The sequence below is a fragment of the Limnobacter sp. UBA3528 genome (assembly GCF_002377005.1).
In the GTDB taxonomy this organism is placed as follows: domain Bacteria; phylum Pseudomonadota; class Gammaproteobacteria; order Burkholderiales; family Burkholderiaceae_B; genus Limnobacter.
This window is the reverse complement of the sequence record NZ_DFOZ01000007.1, coordinates 1-11,593: the sequence shown is the minus strand read 5'-3', so window position 1 is coordinate 11,593 and position 11,593 is coordinate 1. Positions and strand designations below refer to the sequence as shown.

At 51.2% G+C, this 11,593-nt stretch carries 11 protein-coding genes and 1 pseudogene; 2 read left to right on the top strand and 10 right to left on the bottom strand.

The window, feature by feature from the left end; translation table 11 throughout:
- Nucleotides 1-108 precede the first annotated feature (108 nt).
- Entirely contained in the window at nucleotides 109-1,239 is a 1,131-nt protein-coding gene (gene flhB / locus B4N58_RS01830) for a flagellar biosynthesis protein FlhB (RefSeq protein WP_291745280.1), read from the bottom strand.
- A 109-nt stretch (nucleotides 1,240-1,348) separates the two neighbouring features.
- On the opposite strand from flhB, the gene B4N58_RS01825 reads away from it, so the two are divergent.
- Nucleotides 1,349-1,702, top strand: a complete 354-nt coding sequence (locus tag B4N58_RS01825) for an Hpt domain-containing protein (RefSeq protein ID WP_291745279.1) — start codon at nucleotides 1,349-1,351, stop codon at nucleotides 1,700-1,702.
- A gap of 46 nt (nucleotides 1,703-1,748) precedes the next feature.
- Here B4N58_RS01825 and B4N58_RS01820 read toward each other — a convergent pair whose 3' ends face one another.
- The 9 genes from B4N58_RS01820 to flhD all read right to left on the bottom strand — a co-directional run bounded on the left by B4N58_RS01820 (nucleotide 1,749) and on the right by flhD (nucleotide 10,801).
- A complete protein-coding gene (locus B4N58_RS01820; RefSeq protein WP_291745277.1) occupies nucleotides 1,749-3,494 on the bottom strand; it encodes a methyl-accepting chemotaxis protein in 1,746 nt (581 codons plus the stop codon).
- Nucleotides 3,495-3,633: 139 nt separating this feature from the next.
- Nucleotides 3,634-5,472: a chemotaxis protein CheA gene (locus B4N58_RS01815; RefSeq protein WP_291745275.1), complete on the bottom strand. Its 1,839-nt coding sequence runs from the start codon at nucleotides 5,470-5,472 to the stop codon at nucleotides 3,634-3,636.
- Between the two features lie 36 nt (nucleotides 5,473-5,508).
- A complete protein-coding gene (locus B4N58_RS01810; RefSeq protein WP_008253138.1) occupies nucleotides 5,509-6,282 on the bottom strand; it encodes a protein phosphatase CheZ in 774 nt (257 codons plus the stop codon).
- A 33-nt stretch (nucleotides 6,283-6,315) separates the two neighbouring features.
- Nucleotides 6,316-6,705 (bottom strand): chemotaxis response regulator CheY, encoded by a 390-nt coding sequence (gene cheY / locus B4N58_RS01805; protein ID WP_008253132.1) that lies wholly within the window; start codon nucleotides 6,703-6,705, stop codon nucleotides 6,316-6,318.
- 9 nt (nucleotides 6,706-6,714) lie between these two features.
- Nucleotides 6,715-7,647: a chemotaxis protein gene (locus B4N58_RS01800; RefSeq protein ID WP_008253131.1), complete on the bottom strand. Its 933-nt coding sequence runs from the start codon at nucleotides 7,645-7,647 to the stop codon at nucleotides 6,715-6,717.
- A 28-nt stretch (nucleotides 7,648-7,675) separates the two neighbouring features.
- Nucleotides 7,676-8,644 (bottom strand): flagellar motor protein MotB, encoded by a 969-nt coding sequence (gene motB / locus B4N58_RS01795; RefSeq protein ID WP_291745272.1) that lies wholly within the window; start codon nucleotides 8,642-8,644, stop codon nucleotides 7,676-7,678.
- 15 nt (nucleotides 8,645-8,659) lie between these two features.
- A complete protein-coding gene (gene motA, locus B4N58_RS01790; RefSeq protein ID WP_291745270.1) occupies nucleotides 8,660-9,523 on the bottom strand; it encodes a flagellar motor stator protein MotA in 864 nt (287 codons plus the stop codon).
- Between the two features lie 314 nt (nucleotides 9,524-9,837).
- Nucleotides 9,838-10,401, bottom strand: coding sequence for a flagellar transcriptional regulator FlhC (flhC, locus tag B4N58_RS01785; protein WP_291745268.1), 564 nt, complete (start codon nucleotides 10,399-10,401; stop codon nucleotides 9,838-9,840).
- An 82-nt stretch (nucleotides 10,402-10,483) separates the two neighbouring features.
- Nucleotides 10,484-10,801: a flagellar transcriptional regulator FlhD gene (flhD, locus tag B4N58_RS01780; RefSeq protein WP_008253127.1), complete on the bottom strand. Its 318-nt coding sequence runs from the start codon at nucleotides 10,799-10,801 to the stop codon at nucleotides 10,484-10,486.
- A gap of 531 nt (nucleotides 10,802-11,332) precedes the next feature.
- On the opposite strand from flhD, the pseudogene B4N58_RS01775 reads away from it, so the two are divergent.
- Nucleotides 11,333-11,593, top strand: a pseudogene (locus B4N58_RS01775) (flagellin FliC); the annotation flags it as partial.

The following is an 11,593-nucleotide window of genomic DNA, read 5'->3' as shown; positions in this document are numbered from 1 at the left end:
CCAAGTTTTCGGGCAGCGGTGACCATTCAAGTTTAGCTCCCAAGTCCACTAGTTCAGTGCGACACAAACAACCCTGCCGAGTTGAGCAATAAACAGCAGCTGTGGTCCTCAGGCAGCTGGCCCGGGATCCATTCCTTTCGGAATATCCGCCTCTCCAGGCACTTCCACCATGTGGCCTTTGCCTTCCGCAAGTGCATACACATACGCCAGCAACTTGGCCACCGCCGTGTACAAGGCACCCGGAATTTCCTGCTCAAGCTCCACATTGGAATACAAGGCTCGGGCCAAAGGAGGTGCTTCCACCAAAGGCACTTTGTTTTCTTGGGCCACTTCCCGAATTTTCAAAGCCAGAGGACCAATGCCTTTGGCCACCACGCGCGGGGCACCTTTGCCATCTTTGTCGTACTTCAAGGCAACAGAGTAATGCGTCGGGTTCGTGACAATCACATCGGCATTGGGCACTGAGGCCATCATGCGGCGGCGTGCCGCTTCGCGCTGCATACTTTTGATTTTGCCTTTCAGGTGCGGATCACCATCCGACTCTTTCGATTCGCGTTTGAGCTCTTCCAGGTTCATGCGCAAACCTTTGTAGTAACGCCACAGCTGGTAAGGCACATCAATCGACACAATCAACAAAAATGCAATCGCAAGAATGAGCGCATCCTTGATGGTAATTCGTGCAGTCTCGGCCATACCATGTTCAAGCGGCATGGCTGACAGCTGGGTGAACTCGCCCAGATCCTGCATCAACAACAGGTAACCCACCCCACCCAACACCACTGTTTTCAAAATGGCTTTGACCAGCTCAGCCAAGCCGTTGACCGAGAATATGTTTTTCAAACCCTTGATCGGATTCAACTTTGAAAGCTTGGGTTCAAGCGGTTTGGTGGACCAGTTAAAGCCACCCACTGCAATGTTGGAAACAATCGCAGCCACCACCACCACCAGAAAAAGGGGAATGAGAATGAACAGGCTTTCCTGCAACATGGACACCCATTTCAAACCCATATGCTTGGTGTCAAAAGCCTGAGCGCGGTCCAGAACCAAACCCTGGCGCATCAACTTTTCACTTTGACTGACCAGCTCGCCGCCCATGGTGTAAAGCAAACCAACACCAGCGAGCAGCACAACACCTCCGCCCAGCTCTCGGGAACGGGGAAGATTGCCCTCTTCTCGCGCTTTACGGATCTTCTGTTCCGACGCGGGTAAGTCTTTTTCCTGATCTGTTTCTTCTGCCAAAGCAGCACCTGCACTATTGGAATGTTCTTATTATGAAAAGGATACAGGCAATTCAAAACCCCGATTTGAACCTGTAACATGGAATTCTTCTGAATTACCTGCCACCCCCATGCATTACAACCCCACCGAGGCGCTTGAGCGTATCGACAACGACACCAGTTTGTTGATCATGCTGATCGATGTATTTGTCAAGGAATGCCCGAGCTACATTGGAAGGTTGCAGACAGCCTGTGACCGGCAAGACCTGAATGCCTTGGGAGATGCTGCACACAATGTCAAAGGGGCAAGCGCTGCAATCGGTTTTGACGAATGCAATCATTTGGCCGAAGAACTGGAGGTCACCTGCAGGCAATCTGGTGTAAAAAGCATTGCGCACTTCGAGAATAGCACTGCAAAACTGATTGCGGTATTGAACGCCTGCGAAGCGCCTTTGAAAGACTGGGTAAAGAAAAACCGCGCCTAAGCGCGGTGAGAAACGGACCCCTATCCTCTTTTTGAACTTCAGAGACTTAATCCTTGATCAACAACTCGGGACTGAAACCGAGGCGCAGGCCACCCCAATGGCGCCCGTTGATTTCAATGGGCAACGACAAATCGTTCAACACCTCACCTGTATCGCGCCGATAGGTTTGCAATAACCAGGGCGACAGATTTTGTGCGGCACGTAAGCCAACCGGGTCACTGAACATGCGCTTGTCACGGCTTTCCACCAAATCTTTTTTCAAGTCGCCAGTCAAGGGGCGTGAATACTTGCTGTTGTGTGTAGGTGCATAGCCCTTTCGGTCTACGCACAAAGAAAACACCGACCCAGGCACATTCGCCACCAACTGATCATAGGCATTCTGCAGTTGACGTTCTACCGCTTTGTCGTAGCGTGTGCTGTATTTTTGGGGATTGGAATTGGGTATGGGCTTGTAGGCTTCATCAAAAATATCATGTCCGTTGTCCAGCGTCTGAACCAGAATATTTTTGCATTGCTCACGTGCCAACATGGCTTGCTCAATAATTTGCTCGTAAGCGCCCTTGCCAATTTTGAATCGGGCCACCAACTCCTTGATTCGATCCGTGGCTGCTGCCAATTCAGAACTCGATTTCTCGGACTCGCTGGTTTGATTGATCACCGACTGGGCTGTTTCACGAATTTCAGAGGCTTTACCCGACACATCCATATTGATCTGTTTGACCGATTGAACCTGCTGGGTCACGTCATTAATCTGCGAGCTCATTTCCTCAAAGCTGTGAACCATGCCAGAGAATTTGGCCGATGAGGTACTCACAGTTTGCTGACCTTTCAGGATGCTTTGATTGATTTCCCGAGTCTCTTGCTGAGTGTCACCAACCAAGCGAAGCATGGACGAAATATTGCCCCGAATTTCGCCAGTGGCCGACTTGACCCGCTCGGCCAAGCCTCGCACTTCATCGGCCACCACAGCAAAGCCACGCCCCTGTTCGCCAGCGCGTGCTGCCTCAATGGCGGCATTCAAGGCCAACAAGTTGGTTTGATCTGAAATATCGTTAATCAGCTTGACGATGCTCTCAATGCCTTTGCCAGTTTCAGCCAGTTTTTCAACAGTGTGGCCAAAGCTGTTCAAACTGCCTGAAGCAGAATTCATTTCGTCAGCGACAGTCAGCAGTTCACGGTAAGAGGAGTTCACCGTTTCAAGGTGTTCTTCAGTGGCGCGCGACAAGTAGTTCGCGCTGTTGGCCACATTTTCCATGGCATGGGACGCCTGGTCCGCTGCCTGGAAAATTTCAGAAGTGATGTTGCCTTGCTTGTCGGCTGTGCGGCTGGCGTCTTTCAAACTGCCAGAGACACGCACGGACTCCATGGAGACTTGCGCAGTCATTCGACGAATTTCGTGAATCAAGTCACGCAAACGCACCATAAAGGCATTGTAGTTTTCTGCCAGGCCACGCAGTTCATCCTCAGTCACAATGGGCAGGTTCACCGACAAATCGCCCTCACCATTGGCCAATTGATCCATGCGCTCGCTGAGCAAATGTACAGGCCGCACAATCAGGTGGCGCAAGTAGACAAATGCACCTGCGCAGGCCAGCAAGGTAAACCCGAGGGAAATGCTGAGAATGAGGCGGAAATCGCTCATTTGTTCGGGGGCCAGCTTGCCCATGGCCCAACTGTAGATGACCAGATAACCGATTAAAACAACAGATGCAATACCGGCCACATTGCCAAACAATTTTCGACTGAGCGTGTAGAAAAAGCCCTTCTCAATCGAACGGTACAGTGAATTCATAAGGTCAACTCCTTGCCCCCGACTTGGCGTGTCAGGTGTGTGTGAATGTGATTGGCATCTTGTGCCGATGATTCAATTATCGAAGCAAAAGGAGTCAACCATACGGGTTATAAAACCCCGAAAAACACCTTAGTTCTGCTTACAGCTTGCCTTCAATCAACTCACGAAGTTCAAGTACCAACACCAGCAAACCTTCGCCCGACAAGGTAGCACCCGCCACGCCTTTGGGCTTGACACCATCCAGTGGTTTGATCATCACTTCGTCCTGCCCCACCAGCGAATCAACCGCCAAAATACAGGCCTTGTTGCCGCTGATCGTGAGCACGCCCACCTTCGGAGTGGGTGCACTTTCCCGACCGATCAAAGTGGCCAGGTCGAGCAATGGAATTACTTCGCCGCGAACCACCATGGTGGGTTTTCCACCCACGTATTGCACTTTGTCTTCTTCGATCGGAATAATCTCCCGAACACAGGACAAAGGCAGTGAATAAATTTGCTCTTCAAGCTTCAGCATCAACACTGGCAAAATTGCCAATGTCAGCGGCAGCAAAATGGTGATGGTAGAACCATGACCTGGCTCGGATTGAATTTCAATGCGACCGTTCAAACGCTGAATATTGGTTTTCACCACATCCATGCCTACGCCGCGGCCTGAAATATCCGAAATTTGATCTTTGGTTGAAAAACCGGGCAAGAAAATCAGCTGCAGGCTTTCCTGTACGCTCAATTGCCCTGCTTCCTCGGCAGAAATCAAACCTTTTTCAACTGCCTTCTCACGAATGATTTCCGGGCGCATGCCACGACCATCGTCCTGAATTTCAATCACGATGTGATCGCCGGTCTGACGGGCAGAAAGATTCACAATCCCTTTGGGATTCTTGCCACAAGCTGTGCGGTCTGCGATGGTTTCAATACCGTGGTCAACAGCATTGCGCACCAAGTGAATCAAGGGGTCGTTCAACTCTTCGAGAATGGATTTGTCCACCTCGGTTTCTGCACCTTCAATCACCAGTTCAACGTCTTTACCCAACTGGCGTGAAACATCACGGGCCAGGCGACTGTACTTCTGGAACACACGACCCACTGGCTGCATGCGCGCCTTCATCACGGCCGATTGCAAGTCAGAGACCAGCATGTCGAGCTGCCCGACCACCGTGTCGAGCGACTTGATCAACTCTTCATTGCTGGCGCCGGATGCAAAAGCCTGAAACAAACAATTCAACCGGTTTTTGGTCAAACCGATTTCACCACTGAGGTTCAGGATTTGGTCAAAACGTGCTGTGTCCACGCGAATGGTGTTTTCTTTTTGTACGGCTGCTGCAGGCTGAGCTGCTTTTGCTTTGGGTGGTGGCGCCTTGGGGCGAACTGCTGCGGCTGCCTGCCTTGCAATGGCCTCGGTGGCCATGCCTGTGCTTAGTGCAGCCTGTTCGAGCTCACGGGGTGGTACACCCACCACAGCTTCATACAAGCCGGCCCAATCCAGATCATCCTCTGAAATTTGTGCGAGTTCATTCAATGTTTTGGCTTGGCTTGTTGCTGGGGCTTCTGCCGCGGCTTGAACAACAGGCGCTGCGGAGGTTGCCACAGTGCGTCCTTCAATCGCCGCGTCGAGTGCTTCCAGCAACTCTTGAGGGGCTGCACCCGGCTGGTGACCATTGCGCATTTCACCGAACATGCGGTGTACCTCACCGGTGGCGGCCATGATGGAGTCCATCATCTCAGCATCCAGAACAAGCTTCTTGGAACGCAACAGATCAAACAGGTTTTCTGTTTTGTGGCACAACTCCACCAGGTGTGTTGCTTCCAGAAAACCGGCACCACCCTTGATGGTGTGGAAACCGCGGAAAACAGTGGCCAACAAATCGGCGTCTTCCGGGCTTTGCTCCAGTTCGACCAGCTTGCTGTCCACGTCCTCCAACAAGTCGCCTGCCTCGGTCAAGAAGTCCTGTAGCAGTTCGACATCACTGAATGCGCTCATTTGTATTCTCCCACGTCAGCCCGGCTGTTGGTGTTGTTAGAAGCCGAGGCTTTCCAGCAGGTCATCGACCTGGCTTTGATTGCTGCACACATCGGCACGACCTTCGGCATTGATGGCCGGACCATTGAGGAACGTTTCTTCAACCTGCTTGCGCTGGTCGGGTGGCGTGGTGTCGAGTAACAACTGAACCAGTTGTTCTTCAAGCCCCTGAGCCATATTGCCAATGCGGTTGACCACCTGGCCGGTCAGGTCATGGAAATCTTGCGCCATCATGATGTCGGTGAGGTGGCCACCCAGTTGACCGCTGCACTGGCTGATCTCTTTCATGAATTCGCGGTTTTCACGGGCATGCGACTTGAACTCTTCAAGACTCATCTCGTTGTTGTATAGGCGATCCCATTGTCTGTCGAGCTCGGCAGCACGGGCAGACACATCGTCATTCAATTTTTGCGAGGCTTCCACAGCAGCCAGTACTTTCTCAGCGGCTTTGCCGGTCAGGTCAGCAATGTAGTTCAAGCGAGCGCGAGCATCGGGCAGTGCGTTCACCGCATGTTCAACGCTTTTGTCGTAGCCCAGTTCACGCAAGGCATCGTGCAATTTGCGGGTAAGAGAACCCACGCGGCGAAACACATCATGCGGCTCTTCATCGGCCGGGCTGGAATTTACTGGCGCTTGAGCAGCAGGTGCGGCAGCAGACGAAGCCTGCGGGGCGGCAGCAGGTGCATCATCCCAAACACGTTGTTCTGCAATTTCATCAAACAACGCTTCCAAATCGTCGTTGTCACCGCTTTTCAGATTATCTGGGTTCATCGTTGCGACCTCTCCATTTCTGATTCTTCGTAATTAGACAGACATCTTCGCGACGATCTTGCCCAGCTTTTCCTCAAGGGTAGCCTTGGTAAAAGGCTTGACGATGTAACCGTTTGCACCCATTTGGGCTGCGGTCACGATGTCCTCTTTCTTGGCTTCAGCGGTAACCAGCAACACAGGCAAATGCTTGAGTTCAGCATCAGCACGAATGTTTTGCAGCAACTCAAAGCCGTTCATATTGGGCATGTTCAAATCGCTGACAACAAAGTTGAAGTTGCCGGCTTTCAGTTTGGCCAAGGCCACTGCACCGTCTTCCGCTTCATCGGCGTTGTTGTAGCCTATTTCCTTCAACAGGTTGCGAACAATTCGACGCATGGTCGAGAAGTCGTCAACAATCAGGATTTTTAAATCTTCGGGGTTCATGCTTGCTCCTTACGCTGGGTGAAGCATTGAGGTAACCATCTGCGCCAACTCTTCGGGATGGAACTTGCCCACATAGGCATCCACACCAACTTGTTGACCCAACTTCTTGTTTGCCACAGACGACAGTGAAGAGTGCATCACGACAGGAATGCCCTTGAAGCGAACATCTTCCTTGATGTGACGTGTCAACACATAGCCGTCCATTTCCGGCATTTCTGCATCCACCAGGATGAGAGAAACCACATCCCGAATGTCTTTGTTTTCCTGCTCGGCGCGGCTGGCAATGTTGCGCAATTTTTCCCAGGCCTCGCGACCATTGATCGCACTTTGATAAGGCAGGTGAAGTTTCTCGAGCACTTCGGTAATTTTCTTGCGCGCCATGTTCGAATCGTCTGCAAAGAACACGGGGTATGGGTGATCCGGGCGCATGCTGTCCATATTGGGCACATCGCCTTCACCAATCACTTCGCCCAGAATTTGCTCAACATCCAGAATGGACACCAGCTTGCCATCGGGCAATTCAGTCAGGGCAGTGATCATGGCGCTTTGCGACTGACCAATACTTTGAGGCGATTTCACCTGCTCCCAGTCCACGCGTACGATGCGGTCCACGTCTTGCACCAGGAAGGCCTGAGTGTGTGAAGAGAACTCAGTGATGATCAGCTTGGTGCGTGCTTCGCCATTGCCCATGCGCAGACATTGCGCGAGATCGATCACAGGCAGAATACTGCCTCGCAATGAAATGATGCCTTCCACGCCAGCAGGCATGTTGGGGGTTCGCGTGATGGGCAAGGTTTCGCACACTTCGCGGACCTTGAACACGTTGATACCGAACACCTCGGTAGAACCCAACGAGAAGAGCAGCAACTCCATTTTGTTGGAGCCTGCAAGCCTTGCCTTCTCGTCAATCATGTTCATCAAGCGATAATCGTTTTGCATCATGTTGCTCCTGACAATTAGTCTGTTTCTTTCAATTCGTACTTGATCCGTTTTTTGAAAACGGCAAGCCTTCAACTTTGGGTACGGGTGGCAGCTCAATCAAATTGGGGTCTTGCCCTTCATCCAGATTGGCCAGCGCTCGCACTGCTTCTTCTGCGCGTTTGTTCATCACTACAATCGCAATTCTTCGGTTCACTGCTGCGTAGGGGTCTTTTTCATCCAGCGACACCGAGGAGGCCAAACCCACCACACGCAACATTTTGTTGTCCGGCATACCAGCCAGGGTCATTTCACGGCGACTGGCGTTGGCCCGGTCTGCCGACAACTCCCAGTTGCTGTAACCTTTGTTGCCCGCTGCATACGGCGTTGCATCGGTGTGGCCTGACAAAGTCAGCTTGTTGGGCACCTGATTCAGCAACTTGGTCAAATTCCGCAAAATGTCTTTCATGTAATCTTTCAACACCGCACTGCCTGAATCAAACATGGGGCGATTTCGCTCATCCACAATTTGAATTCGTAAACCTTCAGGCGTGATGTCGAGCATGATTTGATTTTTAAACTGTTTCATCAAATCTGATGCGTCGATTAGGCCCTCTATTTCCCCCTTTAATTCAAGCAAGCGCTTGGACTCTGCGCGTTCGAGCGCTTCTGCCGTTGCATTCGAGGTACTGCTGTTGGTGGCCTTGTCGGTGCTTCCGCTTTTGATTTGCCCCACGGAGCGTGACAAATCAGTGCCGCCCGCATCTATTACACTCGTGGCGGTACCAGAACCGGGACCCCCAACCAGTGCCACCTTCAAGGGTGAATTGAAGTAATCCGAGATGCCTTTCAGGTCACCCTCGGAGGTGGAACCCAGCAACCACATCAAGAGAAAAAAAGCCATCATGGCAGTCACGAAGTCGGCGTATGCAATTTTCCAGGCGCCGCCATGGTGACCATGGCCGCCTTTCTTGATCTTCTTGACTACGATGATTGGACGTTCTTCGTCAGACTTCGCCATGATGCTTGTTTGCCTTTATTTGCCTTTGGTGCTCTTCACGTGCTCTTCCAGCTCAATGAAAGTTGGGCGCTCGGTTGAATACAGAACCTTTCGGCCAAACTCAACAGCCAGTGCAGGTGAATAACCATTCAGGCTTGCCAGCAAAGTGGTTTTCACACACTCAAATGGCTTGGATGACTCGGCAATTTTGTGGTTGATGATGCTGGCCAATGGGCCGACAAAACCGTAGGCCAATAAAATGCCCAGAAAGGTACCCACCAGCGCTGCGGCAATCATCACGCCAAGTTCGGCGTTACTCACCTGCCCCACAGAGCCCATCACGTGAACAACCCCCATCACGGCGGCCACGATACCGAATGCAGGCAAACCGTCGGCCATTTGCTGCACCGCCGACTGTGGGGTGTGTGCTTCCTGATGGTGAGTTTCAAGCTCGCCATCCATCAGGTTTTCAATTTCCATGGGGTTCAGGTTCCCACTCACCATCAAGCGAAGGTAATCAGTGAGGAATTCAACAATGTGGTGATCGGCCAAGACTTCGGGATACTTCTGGAACAAAGGGCTTTGCTCAGGCTCTTCGACATCGCCTTCAATCGACATCAAACCTTCTTTGCGCACCTTGGTCAGGATTTCATACATCAGGGCCATCAAGGACATGTAAAAAGCCTTGGTGATGGCGCTGGGTTTGAATGCACCGCCCAAGGCCTTGCCTGTCGCTTTCAAAATGCTGGGCGTGTTGCTGACAATGAATGCGCCAATTGCGCCTCCACCAATAATCAAAATTTCAACTGGCTGCCACAGCGTTACCAAGTGCCCCCCCATGAAGGCGAAACCGCCCAACACGGAGAAAATCACGATCACGAATCCGATTGCTACTAACATGGGTTGAAGTTCTCTGTCGATGAATGGTTTTTCTGTATAGGTATTGTCGGCAGAATTTGTAAAATCTTTTGTCCGAATAAAGTGGCTTTTCTGGGTGATTTCAAGGCATGGCCAGGATTTCACAATCCTTGGTGATAGCCATTTTTGAGGGGGGTTCAATAAAAATGACCAGCAACAATGGCTGGTCATTCGAGAGAGGAGAAACCCCCACTGCAGACCCGGAAGAGACAGAGGGTGGGAGGATGCAACCGGACCTTTTGGTGCAGCGGGGGTAAACGGAAAGCCCTTCTCCCTGGGCTTTGCAAACTGAATACTTAAGCTTCGATACTGGCTTCTTCGTTGAAGAATCGGTCTGCTGCCGACTGACGGGTTTTACCCGCACGAGAGGGCATGTGGCACAGGCCGCATACGTACTCATTCACCAATTCATAGGTGTGCACCACAAAACGGCCTTCGCAGTCTTTGCACTCCGTGGTGGTCAACATGCCTGCATCAAAAAACTTCACCAGGCGCCATGCGCGAGTCAGCGACAGCACTTCGGGCAAACCCAACTGGGTAATTTGCTCAAGATACATTCTGTAGGCTTTGATGATGGCGTCAATGTCTTCAATGTCGGTGTTTTTAATCAATGTTTGATAAATATTGATAAACAGCGAGGAATGAATATTGGGCTGCCAGGTCATGAACCAGTCGGTTGAAAATGGCAGCATGCCTTTGGGGGGCGACTTGTGTTTGAGTTCTTTGTACAGCTTCAACAAACGTTCACGAGACAACTGTGTTTCGGACTCGAGAACCTGCAAACGCGCATCCAGACGAATCAGCTGAGTGGCCAATTGAATTTGTGCTGCTTCGTCGATAATTGATTTAACTTTAGCCATGATTTTTTTGACCCCTGTCTGATGTCAATGTTGGATGCCTGAGTTTTTGTTGTTACATCCTGAATAATTACCGTGTCGTTAATCAGGCAGCAGCGTTCACTGCCTTGCCAGACATGATGATTGCTGCGTGCATGCCGGAAACACTGCGGTCTTTGGTGTGACTGGTCAGCAAATTCCAAACCACTTCGTCGTCGAAACGGAAACGGCACATCAACATATTGCTTGAGGCAATACGCAGCACTTGCGCGGTGGTCAGCTGATCAATCAACTCAGCCACTTCGTCGGAAATGCCCAAACGGAAGGTTGCTTCGGCGCGGTCTTCGCGAATCAGTTGCTGAGCCAGCAGCAAATAAGACAGGTTAGTTTCGCGAATTTCATCTAGTAGACGGGTACTTTTCATTTGAACATCCTCCAATTCAATCTCTGTTGTACTGCATCCTCAATGTGAGCTGCTTTGTTGATCGCAGCGACAATTCCCTCATACGTATCTTCGGCTTCCAGCCCAATAACCTGAATCATCCAACTTCCATTCATTGAGTCACCGAGCTGGAATTCAACATGTAGGGAACTGCCTTACATGGACACACTGTCGCTCAATAGGCCGGATGGAAGAATCACAGTTTGGGGGGATCCCCCCATTCGATTGACCCCCACTTCGTGTCGCCCCTTGTGGTGGGGGCCCCAATTGTTAAGTGCCTGTAGAAGATAACGGACACCTTTATTGGAAACTTGAGGGTGACGGCCGCATTCTTTTCCAGAAAAAATCGGCATATTACGACAGCGAGTCAGCGAACTTGAGGGCGTAAAAACAATATTTTTTATTTGCAGATGAAAGCCTAAAGTTTCATTTCCTGGCATCGATAACAGGTCATAAGGCAGCGCACAAGATGACGCAGCCAGCTTGAATCAACAAATTGCTTGGAGAATTATCATGCTAGGAATCAACACCAACGTAGCCTCACTGACCGCCCAGAAGAACCTTTCAGGCTCTGGCATGGGTTTGAACAACTCGATCGCTCGCCTGTCCTCCGGACTGCGTGTGAACAGCGCCAAAGACGACGCAGCAGGCCTGGCCATTGCCGAGCGCATGCAAGCGCAAATTCGCGGCTTTGATGTGGCTGGGCGCAACGCCAACGACGGTATCTCTTTGTTGCAAGTGGCCGACGGCGCCATGGGCAAGATCAGCGACAAC

What these genes read in the sequence shown, in the direction of transcription:
- motA (WP_291745270.1), bottom strand. Translation starts at nt 9,523, where the DNA reads ATGTTAGTAGCAATCGGATTCGTGATCGTGATTTTCTCCGTGTTGGGC.
- B4N58_RS01815 (WP_291745275.1), bottom strand. Translation starts at nt 5,472, where the DNA reads ATGAGCGCATTCAGTGATGTCGAACTGCTACAGGACTTCTTGACCGAG.
- cheY (WP_008253132.1), bottom strand. Translation starts at nt 6,705, where the DNA reads ATGAACCCCGAAGATTTAAAAATCCTGATTGTTGACGACTTCTCGACC.
- flhC (WP_291745268.1), bottom strand. Translation starts at nt 10,401, where the DNA reads ATGGCTAAAGTTAAATCAATTATCGACGAAGCAGCACAAATTCAATTG.
- B4N58_RS01825 (WP_291745279.1), top strand. Translation starts at nt 1,349, where the DNA reads ATGCATTACAACCCCACCGAGGCGCTTGAGCGTATCGACAACGACACC.
- flhD (WP_008253127.1), bottom strand. Translation starts at nt 10,801, where the DNA reads ATGAAAAGTACCCGTCTACTAGATGAAATTCGCGAAACTAACCTGTCT.
- B4N58_RS01820 (WP_291745277.1), bottom strand. Translation starts at nt 3,494, where the DNA reads ATGAATTCACTGTACCGTTCGATTGAGAAGGGCTTTTTCTACACGCTC.
- B4N58_RS01810 (WP_008253138.1), bottom strand. Translation starts at nt 6,282, where the DNA reads ATGAACCCAGATAATCTGAAAAGCGGTGACAACGACGATTTGGAAGCG.
- motB (WP_291745272.1), bottom strand. Translation starts at nt 8,644, where the DNA reads ATGGCGAAGTCTGACGAAGAACGTCCAATCATCGTAGTCAAGAAGATC.
- B4N58_RS01800 (WP_008253131.1), bottom strand. Translation starts at nt 7,647, where the DNA reads ATGATGCAAAACGATTATCGCTTGATGAACATGATTGACGAGAAGGCA.